Source organism: Streptomyces sp. NPDC094032, assembly GCF_040303965.1.
Taxonomy (GTDB): Bacteria; Actinomycetota; Actinomycetes; order Streptomycetales; family Streptomycetaceae; genus Streptomyces.
In genome coordinates, this window is record NZ_JBEOUE010000018.1 from 62,035 (window position 1) to 85,161 (window position 23,127).

General features: G+C 73.6%; 16 protein-coding genes. 6 read left to right on the forward strand and 10 right to left on the reverse strand.

Annotation, left to right across the window (positions count from 1 at the left end; all coding sequences use genetic code 11):
- Position 1 precedes the first annotated feature (1 nt).
- The 5 genes from ABTZ54_RS24025 to ABTZ54_RS24045 form a co-directional block, all read right to left on the reverse strand.
- Positions 2–1,324 carry a phenylacetate--CoA ligase family protein gene (locus ABTZ54_RS24025; RefSeq protein ID WP_351666647.1) on the reverse strand — a complete coding sequence of 441 codons (1,323 nt, stop codon included), beginning with the start codon at positions 1,322–1,324 and terminating at the stop codon, positions 2–4.
- Positions 1,321–2,082: an amidohydrolase family protein gene (locus ABTZ54_RS24030; RefSeq protein WP_351666649.1), complete on the reverse strand. Its 762-nt coding sequence runs from the start codon at positions 2,080–2,082 to the stop codon at positions 1,321–1,323. Before ABTZ54_RS24030 ends, ABTZ54_RS24025 begins: the two co-directional genes overlap by 4 nt.
- A 12-nt stretch (positions 2,083–2,094) precedes the next feature.
- Positions 2,095–3,198, reverse strand: coding sequence for a 3-dehydroquinate synthase II family protein (locus ABTZ54_RS24035; RefSeq protein ID WP_351666651.1), 1,104 nt, complete (start codon positions 3,196–3,198; stop codon positions 2,095–2,097).
- Between the two features lie 76 nt (positions 3,199–3,274).
- A complete protein-coding gene (locus ABTZ54_RS24040; protein WP_351666653.1) occupies positions 3,275–4,102 on the reverse strand; it encodes a 2-amino-3,7-dideoxy-D-threo-hept-6-ulosonate synthase in 828 nt (275 codons plus the stop codon).
- A gap of 23 nt (positions 4,103–4,125) precedes the next feature.
- Positions 4,126–5,394, reverse strand: a complete 1,269-nt coding sequence (locus tag ABTZ54_RS24045; protein ID WP_351666655.1) for an aspartate kinase — start codon at positions 5,392–5,394, stop codon at positions 4,126–4,128.
- 249 nt (positions 5,395–5,643) lie between these two features.
- Here ABTZ54_RS24045 and ABTZ54_RS24050 point away from each other — a divergent pair, with 249 nt between their 5' ends.
- The 5 genes from ABTZ54_RS24050 to ABTZ54_RS24070 all read left to right on the forward strand — a co-directional run bounded on the left by ABTZ54_RS24050 (position 5,644) and on the right by ABTZ54_RS24070 (position 14,930).
- On the forward strand, positions 5,644–7,290 hold the full coding sequence (locus tag ABTZ54_RS24050) for an FAD-dependent monooxygenase (protein ID WP_351666657.1): 1,647 nt from the start codon (positions 5,644–5,646) through the stop codon (positions 7,288–7,290).
- Positions 7,287–9,257 (forward strand): anthranilate synthase family protein, encoded by a 1,971-nt coding sequence (locus tag ABTZ54_RS24055; protein WP_351666659.1) that lies wholly within the window; start codon positions 7,287–7,289, stop codon positions 9,255–9,257. The genes ABTZ54_RS24050 and ABTZ54_RS24055 overlap by 4 nt, the downstream gene beginning before the upstream one ends.
- Before the next feature lie 65 nt (positions 9,258–9,322).
- Complete coding sequence (locus tag ABTZ54_RS24060; protein WP_351666661.1) at positions 9,323–10,405, forward strand: hypothetical protein; 1,083 nt, start codon at positions 9,323–9,325, stop codon at positions 10,403–10,405.
- A gap of 7 nt (positions 10,406–10,412) precedes the next feature.
- The gene (locus tag ABTZ54_RS24065) at positions 10,413–11,666 is read left to right on the forward strand and encodes a 3-deoxy-7-phosphoheptulonate synthase (protein ID WP_351666663.1); all 1,254 of its coding nucleotides are present in this window, start codon (positions 10,413–10,415) and stop codon (positions 11,664–11,666) included.
- Between the two features lie 444 nt (positions 11,667–12,110).
- A complete protein-coding gene (locus tag ABTZ54_RS24070; protein WP_351666665.1) occupies positions 12,111–14,930 on the forward strand; it encodes an ATP-binding protein in 2,820 nt (939 codons plus the stop codon).
- 36 nt (positions 14,931–14,966) lie between these two features.
- Here the strand turns inward: ABTZ54_RS24070 and ABTZ54_RS24075 are convergent, their stop codons facing one another.
- Entirely contained in the window at positions 14,967–15,950 is a 984-nt protein-coding gene (locus tag ABTZ54_RS24075) for a LuxR C-terminal-related transcriptional regulator (RefSeq protein WP_351666667.1), read from the reverse strand.
- 137 nt (positions 15,951–16,087) lie between these two features.
- Here ABTZ54_RS24075 and ABTZ54_RS24080 point away from each other — a divergent pair, with 137 nt between their 5' ends.
- Positions 16,088–17,500, forward strand: coding sequence for an aminopeptidase P family protein (locus ABTZ54_RS24080; RefSeq protein WP_351666669.1), 1,413 nt, complete (start codon positions 16,088–16,090; stop codon positions 17,498–17,500).
- Between the two features lie 70 nt (positions 17,501–17,570).
- Here ABTZ54_RS24080 and ABTZ54_RS24085 read toward each other — a convergent pair whose 3' ends face one another.
- The 4 genes from ABTZ54_RS24085 to ABTZ54_RS24100 all read right to left on the reverse strand — a co-directional run bounded on the left by ABTZ54_RS24085 (position 17,571) and on the right by ABTZ54_RS24100 (position 23,048).
- A complete protein-coding gene (locus tag ABTZ54_RS24085; RefSeq protein WP_351666671.1) occupies positions 17,571–19,493 on the reverse strand; it encodes an anthranilate synthase family protein in 1,923 nt (640 codons plus the stop codon).
- The gene (locus ABTZ54_RS24090) at positions 19,490–20,155 is read right to left on the reverse strand and encodes an isochorismatase family protein (RefSeq protein WP_351666673.1); all 666 of its coding nucleotides are present in this window, start codon (positions 20,153–20,155) and stop codon (positions 19,490–19,492) included. The genes ABTZ54_RS24085 and ABTZ54_RS24090 overlap by 4 nt, the downstream gene beginning before the upstream one ends.
- A 78-nt stretch (positions 20,156–20,233) precedes the next feature.
- Positions 20,234–21,436 (reverse strand): 3-deoxy-7-phosphoheptulonate synthase, encoded by a 1,203-nt coding sequence (locus ABTZ54_RS24095; protein ID WP_351666675.1) that lies wholly within the window; start codon positions 21,434–21,436, stop codon positions 20,234–20,236.
- A gap of 385 nt (positions 21,437–21,821) precedes the next feature.
- Positions 21,822–23,048, reverse strand: a complete 1,227-nt coding sequence (locus ABTZ54_RS24100) for an IS701 family transposase (RefSeq protein ID WP_351666677.1) — start codon at positions 23,046–23,048, stop codon at positions 21,822–21,824.
- Between the last annotated feature and the right edge of the window lie 79 nt (positions 23,049–23,127).

A 23,127-nucleotide genomic window follows, 5' to 3' on the forward strand; every position in this document is an offset into this window, starting at 1 on the left:
TTCAGTAGTAGAGGAGCGCCTTGCTCCAGTCCTCGTCCGGACCGAAGAGGCTGCGCGGCTTCACCACGTCGTGGACGCCCGTGAGGGCCTCCAGCGGCACCAGCGAGCCGGGCGGCACCCCGTCGATCCGCGCCGGGACGGGCCCGTACGCGGCCTCGATCGCCGCCGCCAGCGCGGTGCGGGCGGCCTCCCGGTGCTCCGGGGCGACCTCGATCTCCAGCTCAAGGAGCTCGGGGCGGGCACGGGCCCGCCAGAACATGACGCCGTGCTCGACCGGCAGCCCGAAGACCAGCTCCTCCAGGCGCGCCTGGGTGACGGTCGCGGAGCCGACCCGGTGGCCGAACGCGGAACGCCCGAGCACCCGCACCGTCGGCAACTGCCAGCCGCACGCGCAGGGTTCGTCCGAGACCTCGACGTTGTCCTCCAGGTTGTACCGCAGCAGCGGCATCGCCTGGCGGTACAGCGGCGTGACCACCAGCTGGCCCGCCCCGTCGGCGGACAGCGTGCCCGTCCCGGGGTCGTACACCTCGAAGACCGCCCGGTCCGCCCACAGGTGCAGCCGCCCCTCCGGGCACTCGCCGGCCAGGCTGCCGGTCTCCGTGGAGCCGTACTCCTCGACGACGGGGACGCCCCAGATCTCGCCGATCCTGGCCCGGCGCGCCGGGCTGAGCGGCTCCCCGCCGACGAACACCGCGCGCAGGGCGGGGAAGTCGCGGTCCGGGACGAGCCCGGCGGCCCGCGCGGCCGCCGCCCACAGCAGGATCTCGGTGGGCATCGACCAGGTCAGGCTGACCTCCAGGTCGTGCAGCACCCGCAGCACGCGCGAGTACGGCATCGCGAGCGAGCGGTTGTCGCCGGGGACCACCGTGGCGCCCTTGAGCCGCGCCGCCGCCTGGGCCAGATGGCCGGTGATCATCAGCGCGTACGGGGTGCGCACCAGGAAGGTGTCCTCCGGCCCGATCCCGACCCACTTGCGGGCGTAGCGCTCGGCCAGGTCGGTCCAGTCGCGCTCGGTGTAGTACGAGGGGGTCGGGCTGCCCGCCGTGCCGCTGGACTCGTGGTAGGTGGCCAGCTCGCTCTTCGGCACGGCGAGCATGCCGAACGGATAGGCGTCCCTCAGGTCCTGCTTGCCGGTCAGGGCGAGCCCCTCGAAGTCCGCGCGCGAGGCGGGCGCGGGACCGGCGCCGAAACGCCGCCGGTAGAAGGGCGAGTTACGGGCCCAGGCGAGCGTCTCGCGCAACTGCTCGTCCTGCGTCTTGCGGAGCTGCTCCTGATCACGCCAGTCGCCCAGTTGGGGAAGGCGCTCCGAGAACTGCCGGCTCATGGTGTCTCCAGTCCGAGAATCCGGTGGGCGTTCCGCCACAGCACCTGGTGCAGCACCGGTCGCGGAAGCCCGAGGGCCTGGTACTTGGCCAGCTCCACCGAGGGATGCTGGAGCGGATGCTCGGCGGAGAAGAGCACCCGCTCGGCCCCGAGCCGCTCGATCGCGACCCGGACGGTGAAGCCGAACGCCCCGGAGGTCTCCACGACCACGTTCGGTACGGGCTCCACCAGGTCGATCCCGTAGGTGTCGATGAGGCCGATGCCGAGGTGGCCGAGGACGAAGACGGTCTCCGGGCGCTTCGCCGCCAGCGCGGCCAGGTCCGACACCCGGCAACCGTCCCGGTCGACGCACACGACATAGACGGGATGCCCGAACTCGGCTGCGGCGTCCAGGAATTCGGCGGTGCGCGGATCGTCCAGGGGGACGCCGTGCACCGCCGGGGAGAGCTCCAGGGCGGCGAACTCCCTGCCGAGCGCCCGGTAGTCGGCGGCCCCGCGGTGCGGGTTGCCGAACCAGAACGGCGTCAGCCGCCCGCCCGAGGCCCGCGCGGCGTCCCGTACCCCCGCGTTGTCCGGGTCCGAGGTGACGTGCCCGCCCTCGATCAACTGCCGGGCGAGGACGTCCAGATCGACCACACCGCCCGCCGCGACCCCGGCCCGCCCGACCCCGCTGCCGTCCATCACGGACAGCAGCCGGTCGAGGGCGCCGGGGGCGGCGGGCAGCCTGGCGTGGAAGTCGAAGACGGGCTGCCGCTCCATCAGGACGTGTCCCTACTTCTCGATGCAGAACTCGTCGATCGCGTAGCCGACGTGCCGGTCGGCCGTCGGCAGATAGCCGAGCACCTTGTCGCCGGGCTTCAGCTCGGTGCTGTTGAGCACCGTGCCGCCGGGGCCGAGGACCCGGACGTGCCAGTCGTCCTGGAGGATCAGGTTGGCGGTCCGCCCGTCGGGCGCCACCGCGTCGATCGAGATCAGCGGACGGGACTCGATCTTCACCCGGCCGACCGTGACCACCCGGGTCTGGCCCTTGACGTCGACCGCCAGGACCTTGCTGCCGGCCTTGAGCTCGCTCAGATAGTTGGTGCGGTCGTTCTCGCCGGAGATCGTGTACGACATGATCGCGCCCGCGTTGACGCGGAACGGGCGGGTCGGCATGTAGGGCAGCGGGTGCGTCTCGCTGACGCACAGGATCATGCCCTTGGAGTGCGAGCCGACCAGGATGCCCTCGTCCTCGCGGAAGTGCGAGCAGGTGTCGACGCAGGCCCGCTCGCCCATGCCGATGTGCTCGGTGCGCACCACCTCCAGCTCCGTCAGCTGGAGTTCGGCCGGCTGGACCTCGGCGGCGGCCTTCAGGGCGGTGGCGTCGCCGACCGTCTTCGGGGCCATCATCACGCCGTCCGAGCCGTGCTCCAGGACGCCGAAGATGATGGTGGCCTCCTCCACGTCCTCGGCCACGGTGATGATGCTGCCGTCGGCCTTCGCCGCGGCGGCCAGCACGATCTCCAGCGGGATCTTGGTGGGGTCGCGGAAGAGCAGCAGCGCCCACTTCTCGTCGCGGGACGCCTGGCAGGCGTGCTCCAGCGTCTCGGCGTCGACGATCTCCACGAAACGCCCGAACTCGACGGTCGGGTGCGCCTTGGCGAGCTCGGCCGCGTCGCCCTGACGGTCGGAGAGGATCACCACGTCGGCCGGACCGAACTCCGCCGGGAGTTCCTTCCCCTGCGGGAGGAAGACCTTCTTCACGGTCGGCGGCAGGCCCTTGAGGTCCGACAGACTGGAGGCGACCACACCGTCGATCCGCTGGTGCACGGCCTCTTCGATGACGGCCTTCTTGGCGCTCTTCAACGAGCGGACGTCGATCCAGGTGAGCTTCACGGGTACGGCTCCTTATAGGGGGCAGGCAGCGGGTGCTCTGAAGGCTGGACGGGCTGTCGGGCGGACGGCTGGACGGCTAGACGGCTCCGGAGGCATAGGCCTCCCGGCGGGCGGCGAGGGCGCCGGGGCCCTCGCTCGTGCTGTGCACGATCTGCGAGATCTTGCGCGCCATCGCCCCGGGATCGGGTGCCTGGAAGACGTTGCGGCCCATCGCGACCCCGGCGGCCCCGCCGCGGATCGCGTCGCCCACGAAGTCCAGGACCTGGTCCTCGGCGTCCACCCGCACGCCGCCGGCCACGATCACCGGGATGGGGCAGGCCTCGACGATGTCCGCCATCTCGTCGGAGGAGCCGGTGTAGAGGGTCTTGACGATGTCCGCGCCCAGATCGGCGGCGAGCGTGGCGGTGTGCACGACCAGTTCGGGATCGCGCGGGTTGCTGATCTTGGGGCCGCGCGGGTACATCATCGCGAGCAGCGGCACGTTCCAGCGGTCGCACACGTCCGCCACCGCGCCCAGGTCGGCGATCTGCCGCCGCTCGTCCCGGGAGCCGAGGTTGACGTGCACGCTGACCGCGTCGGCACCCTGCCGCAGCGCCTCCTCGACCCCGGTGACCAGGTACTTGGCGTCCGGGTCGGGCGCGTGGGCGGTGCTGGCGCTCAGGTGCATGATCAGCGACATCCCGGTGAACCGGTCGGTCCGCACATGGCGCAGGCTGCCCTTGTGCAGGACCACCGCGTCCACCCCGTTGCCGACCAACTGCCCGACCAGGGCGTCGAGTCCGCCCCGGGCGGTGAGCGGGCCGTCCGCGATCGAGTGGTCCAGCGGCACCACCATGAGCCGCTGGTCCCGGTGCCGGAACAGGCGCCGCAGGCGCAGACCCCGCGCCGAATAGTTGACTGACACGACTGACCTCCCCAACTGGTGGCTCAGAGCGCCACGGTCTGCTCGGTACCGGCTCCGGACAGGTCGAACTCCTTGTGCAGCAGGCACAGCGCCTGCACCCGACGGTCCGCGGGCACGGTGACCGAGGCGCGTAACTGGGAGGAGGACACCCAGCTCGTCGCGATGCCGGCGGCGGCCAGCGCCGCGGTCATCCGGGCCACGTACTCGGGCCGGTTGAGCAGCCCCATGCCGATCAGCGAGACCTTGGCGACGTCCGAGTCCACCCGGACCTCGCCGCCGTGCACGGCGACCGCCTTGTCCAGCGCGGGCCCGACCTCGGGCACATGACTCCTGCGGATGGTGAACCCCATCCGGAACTCTTCCTCGTGGGGCCCCGAACGGGCCACCAGATCCATCGGCACCGCGTGCCGGGCGAGGATCGACAGCACCTCGGCCGCCAGATCGCTGCGTCCCCGGGCGTGCACCAGGACCCTTGCCACATCGGGGTCCGACGTGACGGCGACGACCGCGCCCCCCGTTTCCAGCGAGGTCATCTCGCCCCCCTCTTCCTCTCCTTGTCCGACAACGGTTCCCTCCTGAGTTCCGAGCGAGGTACGGACGTGCAGCTCGACCCCGTGCAGCGCGGCCAGCTCCACCGCCCGCGGGTGGAGGACCTTCGCCCCCGCGAACGCCATCTCCGCCATCATCGAGGCGTGCACGAAGGGGAGTTTGCGGGCGTCGGGGACATGGGTGGGATCCGCGCTGTAGACCCCGTCGACGTCGGTGTAGATCTCGCAGCGGCGCGCCTTCAGGGCGGCCGCCACGGCGACGGCGCTGGTGTCCGAACCGCCCCGGCCCAGCGTGACGGTGTCTCCGTGCGCGTTGTGGCCCTGGAATCCGGTGACCACGGTGACGCTGCCCTGCTCCAGGTGCTCGGTGATCCGGGTGGTGTCGATCCGGTCGACGATCGCGGAGCCCGGCTTGCCGACCACCGCGATCCCGGCCTGGGCCCCGGTCAGCGAGACCGCCGGCACCCCGAGGCGCAGCAGGGTCAGCGCGAGCAGCGCCGCCGAGGCGCACTCCCCGGTCGCCAGGAGCTGATCGGTCTCGCGCAGGTGCTCCGTACCGACGTCGGCCCCGCCGGCCGCGGCGGCCTGGGCGAGGAGCTCGTCGGTGGCGCCGCCCCTGGCGGACACGACGACGACGGTCGACGCCCCGCCGCGGTGCGTCTCGGCGATCCTCGCGGCCACCGCGTCGAGGCGCTCCGTGCTGGCCAAGGAGCTGCCACCGTATTTCTGAACCAGCACGCCCATGTCAGGAGCCCCCGTCGGCTGTGTCTGTCGGCTGTCGGCTGTCCATCTGTTCGAACGGCGAGGCACAGCCTGGTCCAGCACACGGTTTCGGTCATCGCCGTTTCACGGGATATCCGGGGAACGGCGTGCCGTCGGGAGATCACGGGGATCACGCGAAGTCGTGATCCCCGGGCACCGGACGCCCCGTGAGGATGGGGGCCGACGTCGCGTGTCCAAGGGGGCCGTGCGGGAGCCGAAGGAGCCGTCCACGTGGGTGTGCAAGAGCTGCGGAGCCGCACGCGGGACGAGGCACGCGTGCTGGTGGCCGGCGCGGGACCGGCGGGCGCGGTCCTCTCGCTGGAACTGGCCCGGCACGGCGTACGGAGCAGGGTGGTCGACCGGGCCGCCGCCCCGCCGCTGTTCCCCAAGATGGACTACATCAACGCCCGCAGCATGGAGCTGCTGCGCCGGCTCGGCCTCGCCGACCGGATCAGGGAAGGGGCCGTGCCCGCCGGCTTCGACGCGGACTTCGTCTTCCTGACGAGCCCGGACGAGCCGCCGGCGGCGGTCTGGCGCCAGCCCTCCCCCCGGGCGCAGGCCGAGCGGTACGCGGCCGCCGCCGACGGCACCGGGGCGGCCGAGCCCTATCTGCGGATCACCGGCTCGCTCCTGGAGGACGTGCTGCGCCGGGCGCTGCGGGAGCACCCGCTGGTGGACTTCGAGGAGAGCGTCGAGCTCACCGCCCTGGAGCAGGACGCGGACGGCGTCACCGTCACCCTCGCCGACCGCGCCGGGGGGCCGTCCGACCGGGGCCGTGAGCTCCGGGTGGAGTACCTGGTCGGCTGTGACGGCGGGGGCAGCGCGGTGCGCCGCGCGCTCGGCGTCGACCAGCCCGTCAGCGGGCCCTCCAGCAGCCGCTGCTCGGTCTACTTCCGCAGCTCAGACCCGGTCCTTCGGCGCCACGGACGCGCGTTCATCACCACCAGCGCCCGGGGCATCACGCTCGTCTCCCGGGACGAGGGCGAGCTGTGGACGGCCTCGTTCCAGATACCCGACGGCACCCGCTTCGAGGGCGACCCGGTCGCCGCGATGCGCGAGAAGCTGGGGGAGGACTTCACCGTGGACGAGGTGCTGACGGTCAGCCACTGGACCGGCACCCTCGCCGTCACCGACCGCTACCGCAAGGGCCGGGTCTTCCTGGCCGGTGACGCGGCCCACCAGTTCTACCCCTTCGGCGGCCACGGCGCGAACACCGGCGTCGCGGACGCCGTGGACCTCGGCTGGAAGCTGGCCGCCCGGCTCGGCGGCTGGGGCGGCGAGGCGCTCCTCGACAGCTACGAGGACGAGCGCCGCCCGGTCGCCCTGTTCAACAAGGAGATGTCCGCCAACCTCCTGGAGGTCTGGCGGCGTTTCGGACAGCTCGCCCGCGACGGCGCCTCCCGCGAGCAGCTGGCCGGGTTCCTGGAGCGCGAGTCGTACCAGGTCGACAACACCGGCATCCACTTCGGGCACCGCTACCACCGCTCCCGGGTCGTCGCGGCCGAGCCGGGACCCGCCCCGCGCTGGGAGTGGACGGGCATCACGCCCCAGGTGTGGCCCGGCGGCCGGGTGCCCGCGCTGCGCCTGGCCGACGGGACCGAGCTCTTCGACCGCTTCGGCCCCGGCCTCACCCTCGTCGACCTCTCCGGCACCTGCGCCGGAGCCCCGCTCGCCAAACGCGCCGCCGAACAGGGCGTGCCGCTGGAACACCTGACGCTCGACGACGCCGACCGCGCCCCGGTCCGTACGGTGTGGGGCGCCGACCTGGTCCTCGTACGGCCCGATCAGCACGCCGCCTGGCGCGGCGACCGGCTCCCGGAGGACGGCTCGGCCCTGCTCGACCTGGTGCTCGGCCGCGCCGAGGCGGTCGGGGCATGAGCGAGCTCCTCGACCTGCTGCTCGCCCGCGCCGCCGCCGACGGCCCCGCCGGCCCCGGCGGAACGCCCGTACCGGAGGCGTTCGCCCTCCTGTACCGGCCGGAGCGCACCGGCGACCGGGTGGAGATCCTGCTCGGCGACGCCGGGACCGCCGCGCTGCTGTCCGAACTCCCGCTCGGCGGGCCGGAATCCGCCGCGCCGCGAAGTCCGGGCGCGCCCGACGGGCCCCGGCACCAGGTGCTGGCCCTCATCCCGTACCGCCAGATCACCGAACGCGGCTTCGTGTGCCAGGACGACCACGCGCCGATCCGCACCCTGACGGTCCGCAGACAGGGCACCGTCGGCGTCGACGAGCTGCTGCGACGGCTGCCGCGCGGCCCCGTCGAGCTGCGCGACGGCGGATTCGACCTGGACGACCGGGAGTACGAGGCGATCGTCCGCGATGTGATCGAGCGGGAGATCGGCACCGGCGAGGGCGCCAACTTCGTCATCCACCGCACCTTCGGGGCGGACCTCCCCGGCTTCGGACCGGAACAGGCGCTCTCCGTCTACCGGCGGCTGCTCGCCCGGAGCCAGGGCGCGTACTGGGTGTTCCTGGTGTGCGCCGGGGACCACATGGTGCTCGGCGCCACCCCGGAGCGGCACATCAGCGTGGACGCCGGCACCGCCGTCATGAACCCCATCAGCGGCACCTACCGTTACGCGCCCGAGGGCCCCGAACTCGCCGGCCTGACCGCCTTCCTGCGCGACCGGAAGGAGGCCGACGAGCTCCTGATGGTCGTGGACGAGGAGCTGAAGATGATCGCCGGCTTCTGCCCGGACGGCGGCGTCGCCCGGGGCCCGTACCTCAAGGAGATGGCCCGGCTCGCGCACACCGAGTACCTGATCGAGGGCCGCACCCGGGCGGGTGTGGACGCGATCCTGCGGGGCAGCCTGTTCGCCCCGACGGTCACCGGGAGCCCGCTGGAGAACGCCTGCCGGGTCATCGCCCGGCACGAGCGCGGCGGGCGCGGCTACTACAGCGGCGTGGCCGCGCTGATCGGCCGGGACGCCGCGGGCGAGGTGGCGCTGGACTCCGCGATCGTGATCCGCACGGCCGAGGTCGACGCGGAACGCCGGCTGCGGATCGGTGTCGGCGCCACCCTGGTCCGCCTCTCCGACCCGGCCGCCGAGGCCGCCGAGACCCGCGCCAAGGCGGCGGGGCTGCTCGCGGCGTTCGGGGTGGACGAGGCGGGGGAGGGCCCGCACCAGGCGCCCGTGGCCGTACGGCTCGGGGAACACCCTGAGGTCCGCGCGCTGCTCGTCGAGCGCAACCGTTCGCTCGCCCGCTTCTGGCTGGAGCCGGGGCGGGGCGCGGCGCACCGGCCGCCGGAGCTCGCGGAGCGGCGGGGCCTGGTGATCGAGGCCGAGGACACCTTCACCGCCATGCTGGCCCGCCAGCTGGAGGCCCTCGGCTGCCGCGTCGAGGTGCGATCGTGGCGGGACCACCCCGACCCCACGGCGTACGACTTCGCCGTGGTCGGCCCCGGCCCCGGCGACCCCCGGGACCTGGCCGACCCGAAGATCGCCGCCCTGCGCCGGGCGGTCCGCCGCCTGCTCGCCAAGGACGTCCCCTTCCTCGGGGTCTGCCTCGGGCACCAGGTGGTGTCGGGGGTCCTCGGCCTCGACCTGGTGCGCCGGGACCGGCCCAACCAGGGCGTGCAGCTGCCGGTGCGGCTGCCGTGGGGCGAGGAGCTGGTCGGCTTCTACAACACCTTCGCCTCGGTCTGCGCGACGGACGCCTTCGAACTCCCGGGCCTGTCCGCGCCGGTCGGGGTGAGCCGCGACCCCGTCACCGGCCAGGTCCACGCGCTGCGCGGCCCCGGCTTCGCGACGGTGCAGTTCCACCCCGAGTCCGTGCTCACCGAGCACGGGCCCGGGATCCTCGGCGAGCTGCTGTGCGGGGTGCTGGCGCCGGTGGCCGTCTGAGCCGAGAACGACGGGAACACGTCCCGGAACCCCTTGCCCACGGACGAGGACGACGAGGAACCCCCATGCCCCAGAGCCCATCCGACCGCACCCCCGAACGGCCGCCCGGCCGTCGGGCCTCCCAGCCGGAACTCCTCCGCCACTCCGCCGTGCGCTGGCTGGCCCGCCACCTCCTCGACCGAAGGGAAGGCGGCGTGCACCGGGCCGCCCCCGCGGCCGGCGGCCGCCCGATCACCGGCGACAAGCACCTCACCGACCAGTCCGCCGCGGTGCTCGCCCTGGCCGACGACGCGCCCGAGGAGCTGCCGATCGCGCTCCAGGGCCTGCTGGCCCTGCTCGACCGGGACGGCGGACCCGGCTTCGCGGAGGTGGCCGACCGGTCCTGGCGGGTCCGGCCGGAGGGCCGCGCCCGCACCCTGCGCCACCAGTTCCACGCGGCGACCGCGCTGCTCGTCGGCAGCCGCCACACCGCCGACCCGGTGGCCCGGGTCCGGGCGGTCGACCTGCTCAACCGCTGCCTGAGCACCTGCCGGGACGGCGCCTTCCCCGGCTCCCTCGGCGAGGACTGGAAGCGGACCGGCGACGACACCCCCTCGCCGCTCACTACGGCCGCCGCGCTGCGCGCGCTGGCCATCGCGGACGCGCTCGGCGAGTCCGACGTGGACACGGAGCAACTCCCGCGCATGGCCACGACCCTGGGCCGGGCCGCCCGCGAACTCCCCACCCCCGGCGGCGAACCGAGGATCGCGCTCGCCCTGGCCCATGCCGCGCGGCTGCTCGACTCGGCGGAACACGCCGAGGCCGCGCACCGCACCATGGCGACGACGGTCCGTCACTTCACCACCCAGGGCGCCGCGTTCGGCATCAGCGGCGGCGACGCCGCGCACCTGCTGCTCGCCGGGGCGGTGCTCCGCTCCCGAGGCCACGACGACTGCGGGGCCACGGCCGTCTCCCGGGCGGCGATCGACCGGCTTGCCGACCGCAGGCACGGCGGCTTCCACACCGTGCCCGGGCAGGCCGGAGACGCCTCGGCCGTCAAGTACGCGCAGGTCCAGTCCGCGCTGGCCGGGGCGCTGTGCGCCGCAGCCTCCCTTCCGACCTCCCACCAGGGCCGGCCCGCCGAGGGCGCCCGTGACGCCGATGAATGAGTCAGTCATGGTCTCCGCCGCACCCGCACCTGCACCCGCACCCGCATCCGCCCCGCCCGCCGCCCCGCCCGCCGACCTCCACCGCTGGACCTCCCAGCCCGCCGCGCAGAACCCGCACTGGCGCGACCACCCGGCGTACGCCGCCGCCATGGAGGCCCTCACGGCGGCGCCCGCCCTGGTCCGCCCCGACGACCTGGTGCGGCTGCGCTCCGCCCTCGCGAAGGCGGCGCGCGGCGAGTGGCTCGTGGTGCAGGCGGGCGACTGCGCCGAGAGCTTCTACGAGTGCGGCCCCGAGGCGACCGGCGCCCGGCTGGAGATGCTGGACCGGTTCGCCGAGGCCGTCGGCGACCACACCGGCCGCCCGGTGCTGCGTGTCGGCCGGATCGGCGGCCAGTACGCCAAGCCCCGGTCGAAGCCGGTCGAGCGCCACGAGGACCGGACGCTGCCCTCGTTCCGGGGCCACCTGGTCAACTCCGAGGTGCCGACCCGGGCCGCCCGGCAGCCCGATCCGCGCCGCATGCTGTGGGCCTACCGGGCCGCCTCCCGGGTCCTGGCCCAGGTGGACGCGCACCGGTCCGCGCGGGCCGAGGCCGACGCGGCCGCGGGCCACACGGGCCCCTCCCTCGGGCCGTGGTCCAGCCACGAGGCCCTGGTGGTCGACTACGAGGCGGGGCTGCTGCGCGAGGACCCGCGCCTCGGGACGTATCTGGGCTCCACCCATCTGCCGTGGATCGGCGAGCGCACCCGCGACCCCGACTCCGTCCATGTGCGGATGCTCGCCACCCTCGCCAACCCGGTCGGCTGCAAGGTCGGTCCGACGGCGGACCCCGCCGCGCTGCGGCGCCTGTGCGCGCTCCTGGACCCGGAGCGCACCCCGGGCCGGCTCGTGCTGATCGCGCGCATGGGCCGGGACCGGGCGGCGCAGGCCCTGCCGGGGCTCGTCGCGGCGGTACGGGAGGCCGGGCACCCGGCGGTCTGGCTCTGCGACCCGATGCACGGCAACACGGTCACCGCGGCCAACGGCCTGAAGACCCGTCATCTCGACACGCTCGCCGAGGAGGTGAGGATCTTCCTGCGGACCCTGGAGGCGCAGGGCGTGCCCGCGGGCGGCATCCATCTGGAGGCGGCGGGGGAGGCCGTCACCGAGTGCGTCGGCGGCGCCGTCACGAGCGAGCGGGAGCTGACCCGGCGCTACACCACGCTGTGCGATCCACGGCTCAGCCCGGAGCAGGGACTGCGACTGATCGCCGACTGCTTCTGAGGCGGCGCGGAGGCGGGCGGGGGCGCGTACAAGGCGTGAACGCATAGGGTCCGGGACGCGTCCCGATCCTCTACTAAGCGCATTCGGAGAATGTCCGAAACCGCTTTCTCCTGGCGGGGACCTGATGGGTTCCGGTCCCCGCCGGCGTGGATCCCTTGGGGCCGGCCGACCCCTGCTCGGTGCCCTTCGCGCGCCGGAATCCCTCCGGATCGGCGTGAAATCGCCGCGATCCGATCGCGCCACAGATGCGAGGATCGGTCATGCCCGAGTCATCCCGTGGTATCGAGTCGCTCAAGGCGTGAACCGCCCGGTCGCCGTTCAGAAGTTCGAACAGTAGCCTGACGCCGTGTGCGACGATGGCGGTGCGGAGTGAGTGACGCAGCTCACGACGTGTGCTGGGTGCATCCATGAGAAGTGGTGCGTGAGTTGGGGGAGGACACGCATATGCCCGTGGGACGCATGGTCGGCAGAGACGCCGAACTGGCCCGCATCCGCACAGCGCTCGACAGCACCATGGCCGGCGTCGGCGAATGTCTGATTATTGAAGGTTCACCTGGAATCGGCAAGAGCCGACTCCTCGCCGCCGCCAGCGAGTACGCCACCGAACTGGGCATGGCCACGGCCACCGGACGCGCCACCAAACTGGACCACGTCGCCCCCCTCAGCACCCTGCTCGGCGCCCTGAGGAACAGCTGCCCCCTCGTCGTCGACAACTTCGACCAGCTCGGCGACCCCGCCGCCAACCGCTTCTGGCTGATCGACCAGCTCGGCGACCGGCTGGAGCGCTATGTCGCCGAACGGCCCCTCCTGATCACCCTCGACAACGTCCAGTGGGCCGACGAGCTCACCGCCCTCGCGCTGCGCCTCCTCGTCCCCTCGCTCACCTCCTCGCCCGTCCTGTGGCTGCTCGCCTGCCGCACCGCGCCGTCCCGCTCGCCCGGCCGCAGCGCCGTGGAACTGCTCCTCCAGGAAGGCGTCGAGCGCCTGGACCTGCGCCCCCTCGACGACGCCGCGGTGCACGCCCTGTGCCGGGAGATCCTCGGCACCGAACCCGACCGGCACCTGCTCGCCCTCGCCCGCCGCAGCAGCGGCAACCCCTTCCTCCTGGAGGAGCTGCTGAGCGGGCAGCGCGCCGGGGGCGGAGCGCTGCCGGCCGTCGACGGCCTGCCCGGCTTCGGCGACCGTCCCCTCGGCGCCGACCTCTCGGCCGGTTTCGTCGACGCGGTCCAGCGGCACTTGCAGAGCCTCTCGCCGGACGCCCACCGATTACTGGAGGCGGGAGCCGTCCTCGGACGCCCCTTCACCGTGCACGAGGCCGCGGGCCTGTGGGGCCGCAGGGCCGTCGAACTGGTGGCCGCCGCCGAGGAGGCGATGCAGCAGGACGCCCTCATGGAGACCGGCACCGAGCTGGCCTTCCGGCACGACCTGATCCGCGAGTCCGTGCTGAGCGCCATCCCCGGCCCCGTACGCAAGGTGCTGCACCGCGAGGCGGTCACCGTGCTGCGCGCGGAGAACCGCCCGGCCAGCGAGATCGCCGAACACCTCATCCGCGGCAGCTCGCACTGGAACAGCCAGACCGTGGACGCGCTGCGCACCACCATCACCCAGCTCGCCCGGACCTCCCCCAGCACCGCCGCCGACCTGGCCCTGCGCACCCTCAAGGCGATCGGCGACGACCACCCGGTGCGCCCCCGGCTCGCCGCGGAGGCGGTCGGCCTGCTCTCCACCGTCGGCCGCCTCTCCGAGGCCCAGGAACTCGGCGAGTCCGCCCTCAAGACCGGCATGCACCCCGAGACCGAGGCCATGCTCCTGTACGGACTGGCCTCGGCGCTCAAGCACGCCGGCCAGGACGTGGCGGCCGTCCGCTACACCGAGCGGGCGCTCGCGCTGCCCAGCGTGGCCGACCCGGTCCGCGCCCGGGTGCTGGCCATCCAGGCCCACGCCCTGCTCAACGCGGGCGGCCTCAGCGACGCGGCCGTCTCGGCGGACCAGGCGGTCCTGCTCGCCCGCAGCGCGGCCGAGTACCCGTCGATGGCCCTCGGCATCGCCGCCCAGAGCATCGCCGCGCAGTCCTCCGGCGACATCTCCGGCGCCATCACCCTGGCGGGCGAGGCGGTGCAGATCGCCGACGAGTACGGCGGCGAGGCCGCGCAGCTCCACCCGCGCCTCTGGCTGGGCTCCGCGATGGCGGCCGCCGACCGCTTCACGGAGGCCGCCGCCGTCTACGAGTACGGCCAGCGCGAGGCCCACCGCTTCGGCACCGCCTGGTCACAGCCCCTGTGGCACTACCACCGGGCCGAACTGTGGCTGGCCCGCGGCCTGATCGACGACGCCGTCGCCGAGGCCGAGGCCGGCCTGCGGATGGCCGAACAGCTCACCACCATGGCCATGGGCGTGCCGCTGCTCGCCACCCTCTCCCGGCTCGCGCTCTGCTCCGGCGACCTGGAGACGGCCCGCACCCGGCTGGAGTGCGCCCGCCGCCTCGACGCGGACGGCATCGGCTCCCGGATCGAGGACCTGGCCTGGTGCACGGCGCTGCTCCTGGAGGCCGAGGGCCGCCCGGAACAGGCCCTTGAGGCGCTGCGGCCGCTCCTCGACCGCCTGCCGGGCCGGGTGCTCCTCTTCACCCAGGAGCCGGGCGCCGCCCCGAGGGTGGTGCGGCTCGCCCTGCGTACCGGCGCCCGGGGCGTCGCCGGTGCCGTCGCGGACGCCATCAGCGGCCTCTCCCGCCGCAACCCGGGGTACGTCTCGCTGGCCGCCGCCGACACCCACACCCGCGGGCTCCTCGAAGGGGACCCGGCGATGCTGCGGGCCGCCGTCGAGGCGTACCAGGACAGCCCGCGCACCCCGCTGCGCGCCGAGGCCCTGGAGGACCTGGCCGCGGCGATGCAGCACACCGGGCACCGGCACGAGGCGACCGACCTGATCCGCGAGGCGTACGACCTGTTCACCACGGCGGGCCTGAGGATGGACGCCGACCGGGTCTCCGAACGCCTCGGCAGACCCCCCGGCGTCCGTACGGCGGCGGGCCCGCCGCAGCTCGCCTCACTGGCCTGGAGCCAGCTCACCCGCTCCGAGATCAAGGTCGCCCGGCTGGTCGCCGAGGGCCTCACCAACCGCGAGGTGGCGGCCCGCCTCTTCCTGTCGCCGCACACCGTCGACAGCCACCTGCGCCACATCTTCTCCAAGCTGGGCCTGTCCAGCCGCGTGGCGCTGACCCGCTGGGTCCTCAAGCAGGACGCGGCGGCGGAGGCGGAGGGCTGACCGGGACGCTGTGACCAGGCGGGCGCCGCCGCCCGGTCACAGCCAGCCCGACCGCTGCGCCTGGAGGGCCATCTGGAAGCGGTTCGCCGCGCCCAGCCGCGCCATCAGGATCTGCAGGCGCCGGAAGAGGGTGCGGCGGCTGATCCCCAGCTCGCGGGCGATCACCTCGTCGCTCGCGCCGCCGGCGAGCAGCCGGAGCAGCCGCCGGTCGCCCGGCGCGAGACCGCCGGGGCGGGCGGCGCCGCCGTGCAGCGGCAGCGCGTTCACCCAGGACAGCTCGAAGAGCGCGACCAGCGCGGAGAACAGCCCGCACGGCTGCACGACCAGCATCGTGTTGACGACGTCCGCCTCCTTGATGGAGAGCGACACCAGCGCGTACGCCTCGTCGATGATCAGCAGCTTCACCGGCACCGACGGCAGCACCCGGGCCTGCTCCCCGGCCTCGACGCACGGTTCGATGACGTTCTTCAGATGCCCCGGATGCTCCAGCGCCTCCCGCGCGTACACCACCCGCTGCCGCACCCCCCGCGCCAGCGTGGCCAGCGAGTCCTCCGTGGCGCTGGTCAGCGGGACGTACGGCGGCGACTCGAACTGCCGGATCTGCTCCCGGGCGCTCGCCCACGCGTGCCGCATCCGGCGCCCGATGGCCTCGCCGGTGACGACCTCCACCAGATCGTCGTTGTACGCGGCGAGCCGGTGCCGCCGGAACGAGTCGAACGCGCCGCCGATCGCGATCCGCGACTCCTCCAGCTCCGCCGCCCGGTGCCGGGCCAGGATCTCCAGGCCCGCGGCCGGCGGCACCGGGGCCACCACGTCCCCCGCCTCCTCGGCGGCACTCGCCAGACCCGCCTCCACCAGGGCGTCGTAGGCGGCGGCCAGCTCCGCACCGCCGAGCCCGGCCGCGCCCCCGATCTCGCCCAGCGGCGCGGGCGCCCGCTCCAGGAGGGTCAGATACACCCGGACCGCCGGCTCGTCGATGCCGAGCAGCCGGAGTGCCTCGCCGAGTCTCGCGTTCGTCATACCCCGCATTATCGGCCCTCCACGCCCCGGAATGGCCGATCAGTGCCACTGGCACTGCTCCGCCCACACGGCCGTCGCCGGGCGCTACCGTCCAGGACGACGCCGAGCAGCACCCCCAGCGAACGAAGGGACACATCGTGGCCAAGGGCCGGAAGAACGGTCTGTACGACGGGATCTCCGAGGAACTGTCCGCGCTGATGCGCACGGGCTGGGCCGACACCGAGCGGCACGACCTGGAGCTCGCGGAGCAGTCCCCCTACGCGGCCCGCCGCCGCGAGGCGCTCTCCGCGCGCTTCCCCGGCGAGCGCCTGGTCATCCCCTCGGGCAAGCTCAAGGTCCGCTCGAACGACGACACCTACCCGTTCCGGCCGTACACCGGCTACGTCCACATGACCGGCGACCAGGCCCGCGACTGCGCCCTCGTCCTCGAACCGCGCGCGGACGGCGGCCACGACGCGGTGCTGTACACGCTGCCGCGCGACGGCCGCGACTCCGACGAGTTCTGGATCGGCTACACCGCCGAGCTGTGGATGGGCCGCCGCCGCTCCCTCGCGGAGTCCGAGCGGGTCCTCGGCCTGCCCTGCCGCGACGTCCGCGCGCTCGCCGCCGACCTGGCCGCCGACACCGAGGTCCCGACCCGCGTCGTGCGCGGCCTCGACCCGGCCCTGGAGGCCGCCGTCACCACCGACGAGGACCGCGACTACGAGCTCGAAGAGGTCCTCAGCGACCTGCGGCTCGTCAAGGACGCGTGGGAGCTCGGCGAGATGCGCAAGGCCGTGGACTCCACGGTGCGCGGCTTCGACGACGCCATCCGCGAGCTCTCCAAGGCCATCGCCACCTCCGAGCGCTGGATCGAGGGCACCTTCTACCGCCGCGCCCGCCTGGAGGGCAACCACGTCGGCTACGGCACGATCGCCGCCGCCGGCGACCACGCCACGATCATGCACTGGACCTCCAACGACGGCCCGGTGCGCCCCGGCGAGCTGCTCCTGCTCGACGCGGGCGTGGAGACGCACAGCCTCTACACCGCCGACGTCACCCGCACCCTCCCCATCAGCGGCACCTTCACGGACGTGCAGCGCAAGGCGTACGACGCGGTGTACGAGGCCCAGCAGGCCGGCTTCGACGCGGTCAAGCCGGGTGCCGCCTACCGCGACTTCCACGTGGCCTCACAGCGCTACCTCGCCGAGAAGCTGGTCGAGTGGGGCTTCATCGAGGGCCCCGCCGACCGCGCCTACGAACTCGGCCTCCAGCGCCGCTTCACCATGGCCGGCACCGGCCACATGCTCGGCCTCGACGTCCACGACTGCGCCCACGCGCGCAACGAGGAGTACGTCGACGGCGTCCTGGAGCCCGGCATGGTCCTCACCGTCGAGCCCGGCCTCTACTTCCAGCCGGACGACCTCACGGTGCCGGAGGAGTGGCGCGGCATCGGCGTCCGCATCGAGGACGACCTGGTCGTGACCGCCGACGGGTACGAGAACCTCTCCGCCGGTCTCCCGCGCACGGCCGACGAGGTCGAGGCCTGGATGGCCCGCACGGCGGGCTGACCCGAGGACCGCGGCCGTGGCGGGGTGAGGGGTGCCCCCGCCACGGCCGTGCTCAGCTCCGCGCCCGCCGTCACAGGCGGGCGCCCAGCACCTCCCGCAGCAGGCCGCCGGAGAGGCGTACCCCGTCCTCGGTGAGCAGGGACTCGGCGTGGAACTGCATGGAGGCGAAGTGCGGGCCGCGCAGGGCGTGCACCTCCGAGGTGACGGGGTCGCGGCTCACCTCGACCGGGCCCACGCCCTCGGGGTCGATCTTCTCCTCGGCGCCGCGCGCGGCGAACGTGTTGTAGAAGCCGACGCGTTCGCGGGCCCCGAAGAAGTCGATCTCCTGCTGGACGCCCTGGTTGGGGACGTCCCTGCGGACCAGGGGGAGGCCGAGACGCAGGCTGAGGACCTGGTGGCTGAGGCAGACCGCGAGGAACGGGCGGCGCTCGGCGAGCAGCGTGTCGACCGCCCCGCGCAGATGGGCGATCTTGGGGTGGGCGCCGTCCCGTGGATCGCCGGGACCCGGCCCCATGACGACCAGGTCGTGGCCGTCGAACGCGTACGGCTCGTCGAAGCGACGGACTGTCACCTCAAGGCCCAGGGAGCGGAGTTGGTGGTCGATCATCGAGGTGAAGGTGTCCTCGGCGTCGACCACGAGGACCCGCTTGCCCGCGAGGTCCGGCACGAGCCGCGCCCGCTCCGCGTGTCCGGTGAGCCAGAAGCCGGAGAGCGTGGTGTTGCGGCGCTCCAGGGCGGCCCGGACCTGCGGGTGGTGGTCGAAGCCGGGCGCGCCCGCCGGGGCCGGGTGGCCGGCGGACCGGCCGGGCTCCTGGAGCGCCGCGAGCAGTCCGGCCGCCTTGGCCCGGGTCTCGGCCACCTCGGACTCCGGGTCGGAGTGGCGCACGAGCGTGGCGCCCACGCCGATCCGCACCCGGCCGGCGCCGTCGATGTCGGCGGTGCGGATCAGGATGGACGAGTCCAGGGCGTGCTCGCCCCGGGCGTCGCGGCCGATGAGGGCGACCACGCCGCTGTAGTAGCCCCGGCCCTCGGGCTCGTAGCGCTCGATGACCCGGCAGGCGCTCTCCAGCGGGCTGCCGGTGACCGTCGGGGCGAACATCGACTCCCGCAGGATCTCGCGCGGGTCCCGGGTGGTGTGCCCCTCGATGAAGTACTCGGTGTGCGCGAGCCGGGCCATCTCCTTCAGGTACGGCCCCACCACGCGGCCGCCGCCCTCGCAGATCCGGGCCATCATCTTCAGCTCTTCGTCGACGACCATGAACAGCTCGTCGGCTTCCTTGCGGTCCGCGAGGAAGTCCATCACCCCGGGCAGATCCGGACCGGCGGCCGGATAGCGGTACGTGCCGCTGATCGGGTTCATCACGGCGTTGCCGCCCCGGACGCTGAGGTGCCGCTCGGGCGTCGCGCCGACGAAGGTCCGCTCGCCGGTGTGGACGACGAAGGTCCAGTACGCGCCCGACTCGCCGCGCAGCAGGCGCCGGAAGAACGACAGCGCGCTGTGCGGGGTGTAGCCGGTGATGTCGGCGACGAACGAGCGCTTGATGACGAAGTTGGCGCCCTCACCGGTGCCGATCTCGTCCGCGATGACCCGCCGGACCGTCTCCGCGTACGTGTCGTCGGCGATGTCGAAGTGACCGCCGACGACGTCGATCGGCAGGTCGGGCAGCCTGCGCAGCACCTCGTCGAGCGGGACGGCGGCCTGGTCGGTGACGCTCATCGCGATCAGCGGCTCGGCGTCGTCCGGCGCCGCGAAGCCGCGTTCGGTGATCTGCCGGTACGGGACGAGGGCCAGCACGTCGTGCCGGGGCCCCTCGCCCGGGTCCGGGGCGCGGTCGGGGAGGGGGAGGTCCGCCAGCGTCTCCGGGGTGGAGATCCGGCCGAGCAGGACGTCCACGGTCCCCGCGCCCGCGCTCTCGGGGCGGTGCAGCAGGGCGTAGGCGGGCGGGTCGGCGGCCAGCACCGAGGCGAGGAGGTCGTCGTGCGGCGCGGTCATGCGGTCGCTCCGGCGGTACGGGCCGCGGGCGTCCCCAGCTGGCCGAGGACGGTCCCGGTGGTCGCGACGACGGCGCAGCGCTCGGCCGCGTACGTGACCGCCTGCCGGTGGTACGCGGCGGAGAAGTCGGCGACGGCGTCGGCGACGAGGAAGGTCTGGATGTCGTTGGTGAACGCCTCGACCGCCGTCATCAGCACGCCGACGTGGGCGTACACCCCGCACACCACCAGCTGGTCGCGGCCCTGCCCGCGCATCCACTCCAGGAGTCCGGAGCGGAAGAACGCGCTGTAGCGCCACTTGGTGAACACCTGGTCGTCGGGGCCCGGCGCCAGCGGCTCCACGACCTCCCGGTCCGCGGGGTCGACGCGCATGCCGGGACCCCAGAAGTCCTTGAGCAGCCCGCGCTGTTCGTCGTCCATCCCACCGGGCTGCGCCGTGTACGCCACGGGCATGCCCGTCGCGACGGCCCGCTCGCGCAGGAGCGCCGCGTTGCGCACCAGCGGGTCGCGCAGGGGCGCGGGGAAGGGGCGCAGGAAGTAGCGCTGCATGTCGTGGACGAGCAGCACCGCGCGGTCCGGATCGGCGGACCACCGGGCGGTGTTGCCGGGCAGCTCGTCCGCGGTCGGCAGCGCGTACGGCTCGATGGGGGGTATGCCCGCCATGGGTGTTCTCTCCTTGGGGGGAGGGGGTGGTGTGGATGGCGCGGTGAGGGGGCGCGGTGGACCGCGCCCCCGGTGCGGCTACGCGGCCGCCGGGCGGGCCGCGTGGGCGGCCGTCCACCAGGACGAGACCACGGACAGGGCCTGGCCCGGGTTGAGCCGCGGGTCGCAGCAGCTCGTGTAGCGGGTGCCGACGAGATCGACCTCGGAGGCGTTCAGGACGCACTCGGTGACGTCGTCGGGGGTCGTCTCCAGATGCAGTCCGCCGGCGACGCCGCCCCCGGCGGCGACCGCGTCCCGGAACTCGTCGGCCTCGCGCGCGACGGTCTCCAGATAGCGCGACTTCAGGCCCACGGGGGTGCTGACCGTGTTGCCGTGCATGGGGTCGGACAGCCAGATCACCGGGTGGCCCGCGGCGCGCACCGCCGCGACCAGCGAGGGCAGCCGCTCGGCGACGGTCCCGGCGCCCATACGGGCGATGAGGGTGAGCCGTCCCGGCTCCCGCTCGGGGTCGAGCCGCTCGCACAGGGCGAGGAGCTCCTCGGGCGTCATGTCGGGGCCGACCTTGCAGGCCACCGGGTTGACGACCTCGGCGAGGAGGGCGACATGGGCGCCGTCGAGCTGCCGGGTGCGGTCGCCGATCCACGGCAGGTGCGTGGAGGTGAGGAGCAGCCGCCCGTCGGGCTGCCTGCGCAGCATCGGGACCTCGTAGTCGAGCAGCAGGGCCTCGTGGCTGGTCCACACGGGGGCGCCGATGCGGGGGCGGCCGGGGGCGTCGAGCCAGCCGAGGCCCGCCATGACGGCGCGGGCCGCCTGGTAGCCGGTGAGCAGCCGCTCCGGGTCGGGGCGCCGGGACTCGGCTTCGGGCTCGGGGCTGTTGACCATGTGCCCCCGGAAGACCGGGAGTTCGAGGTCGCCGACCCGCTCGGTGGGCCGGGAGCGCGGCTTGCCGTACTGGCCGGCCATGCGGCCGATCCGGACGACCGGTCTGCAGGTGGCCATCTCCAGCTGTCCGGCGAGGACGTTGAGCAGTCCGGCCTTGCGGGCGACATGGCCCGGGGTGGACTCGGCGGTGTCCTCGGCGCAGTCGCCGGCCTGCACCACGTGGGCCTCGCCGGCCGCGACCCGCGCCAGCATGGACCGGAGGGTGCGGACGTCCTCGGCGTCGACGAGCGCGGGCAGAGTGGCGAGTTCCTTGCGCACCCGGAGGACGTGCGACTCGTCCTCCCACGGAGGCTGCTGTAAGGCGTTCTCGTATCGAATGTCGAGCAGGGCGTCGTCCATCGGATTCTCCAATCGCGAGGCGGCATGCGGCGATGCGGGACGCGAAGAAGGGAAAGAGAAGAAGGGGGGGAATGGGGGCAGGGCGGGAATTCCTGCTCGCGGTAGATCGTCCGACGGATTTCGCGGCGCCGGGGGAAACGGGATCGGTATCCGTCAGGTGACGCACGATCCGTCAAGTGGCCGTGGATATGTCAAGTGCGTGTGCGGGCCGGATAGTTGACGGGAGCGGGCATAAGAAGAGACCGGCGGGCCGACGGTGGGGAAACCGTCGGCCCGCCGGTCGCGGGGGAGGGGTATAGGGGTATGGGGTATGGAGGGGGGTGTGGAGGGAAAGCGGGAATGAGTGAGAAGGGGAGCGCGGGTGAATTCGAGGAGGGATGTGCCGTCAGGCGCTTCGCACGCGGGCCTCGCTCCTGGCCAGCGCGACGACCGCGTGGGCGGCCGAGGCGAGGGTGATGTGGCGGTGCCAGCCGCCGAAGGAGCGCCCCGAGAAGTCCCGGATGCCGACCCGGTCGGCGATCTCGGTGAAGTCCCGGTCGACGCGGTCGGCCAGTCGGGTGAGCCGGACCAGGGAGGTGGCGGACGCGGTGGTCAGGTTGGTCAGCCACAGCTTGGCCGGCCAGCGCCCGCCCTCCTCGCCCACGCCCAGGAGGAGCACCTCGCCCTGTCCCGCCGAGGGTCCCGGCAGGTTCGGTCCGGTGACCCGCACGGTCGCGGCCCAGTGCGTACGGGGCCGTCCGCCCGGGTCGTGGGGGGCGGTCGTGACCGGGCGCCGGAGGTCCTTGGCCATGATCATGATCTGTTCGGCGGTCAGCGGGCCGCGTCCGGCGGCGGGCAGGGCGGGGTCCGCGACCGTCAGCGGCTGGTCCTCGCAGACGCTCACGAGCAGCGGCTTGCCGGCGGCGTGCAGCTTCTCGAAGATGGGGACGGCGTGTACCTCGCAGGAGTCGAGCACGAAGGGGCGCACCGGTAACTGCCAGCGGGTGACGGCCTCCAGGCAGGCCTCGACCACGGACTCGCTCAGGGTCTCCACCGGTACGTCGTCGGGGATCGCGACCTGGCTGCGGCGCCGGTCGTCCTTGAGCCAGGCCTGGGGGAGGTGCAGGCGCCAGTTCACCGGTGTGCTGCCGGTGTCCGAGGCGGCCCACACGCCCACCGCGCGCTGGGCGTTGAGCATCTGGCCCAGGGTCGGGAAGAAGTGCTTGTCCACGCCGACCGAATGGCGTCCGGTCTTGGGGATGATGACCGGCTGCACCACCCACGCCTGCGGCGGCCGGGCGTCGACCCAGTGGTCGGCGAGCGCCCGGCGGATGGGGATCCAGTCCCAGGTGGACGCCGAGATGAAGTGGTGGAGGTTCTGCTCCGAGGCCTGTTCGCCGAGGAGCGCGGCGATGTTGCGGACGGACTTGCGGCCGGGTGTCTCCAGGAGGCCCCGCAGGTACTGGACGGCCTTCCTGCACTGGTCGTTCCGGGACAGCGAGGTGAAGAGCGTCGAGGAGAACTCGGAGAGCACGGCGTCGTGCGTGCCGGACTGGAAGGGGCCGGGCGTGGGGACGGGGGCGGGGTGGGTCCCTCGTACGGGGGCGAAGGGACGCGGGTCGAGGCTGAGCATGGAACTCCTCACTTCTGATCCAGCCCGTGCTCTCGGACGTCCACGGTGATCGAACGGGAGCGCGGGGTGAGCCCGGCCT

Excerpts from the sequence above, each read along its gene's own strand:
- ABTZ54_RS24025 (WP_351666647.1), bottom strand. The coding sequence starts at position 1,324 with ATGAGCCGGCAGTTCTCGGAGCGCCTTCCCCAACTGGGCGACTGGCGT.
- ABTZ54_RS24030 (WP_351666649.1), bottom strand. The coding sequence starts at position 2,082 with ATGGAGCGGCAGCCCGTCTTCGACTTCCACGCCAGGCTGCCCGCCGCC.
- ABTZ54_RS24045 (WP_351666655.1), bottom strand. The coding sequence starts at position 5,394 with ATGGGCGTGCTGGTTCAGAAATACGGTGGCAGCTCCTTGGCCAGCACG.
- ABTZ54_RS24055 (WP_351666659.1), top strand. The coding sequence starts at position 7,287 with ATGAGCGAGCTCCTCGACCTGCTGCTCGCCCGCGCCGCCGCCGACGGC.
- ABTZ54_RS24060 (WP_351666661.1), top strand. The coding sequence starts at position 9,323 with ATGCCCCAGAGCCCATCCGACCGCACCCCCGAACGGCCGCCCGGCCGT.
- ABTZ54_RS24065 (WP_351666663.1), top strand. The coding sequence starts at position 10,413 with ATGGTCTCCGCCGCACCCGCACCTGCACCCGCACCCGCATCCGCCCCG.
- ABTZ54_RS24070 (WP_351666665.1), top strand. The coding sequence starts at position 12,111 with ATGCCCGTGGGACGCATGGTCGGCAGAGACGCCGAACTGGCCCGCATC.
- ABTZ54_RS24075 (WP_351666667.1), bottom strand. The coding sequence starts at position 15,950 with ATGACGAACGCGAGACTCGGCGAGGCACTCCGGCTGCTCGGCATCGAC.
- ABTZ54_RS24085 (WP_351666671.1), bottom strand. The coding sequence starts at position 19,493 with ATGACCGCGCCGCACGACGACCTCCTCGCCTCGGTGCTGGCCGCCGAC.
- ABTZ54_RS24090 (WP_351666673.1), bottom strand. The coding sequence starts at position 20,155 with ATGGCGGGCATACCCCCCATCGAGCCGTACGCGCTGCCGACCGCGGAC.
- ABTZ54_RS24095 (WP_351666675.1), bottom strand. The coding sequence starts at position 21,436 with ATGGACGACGCCCTGCTCGACATTCGATACGAGAACGCCTTACAGCAG.
- ABTZ54_RS24100 (WP_351666677.1), bottom strand. The coding sequence starts at position 23,048 with ATGCTCAGCCTCGACCCGCGTCCCTTCGCCCCCGTACGAGGGACCCAC.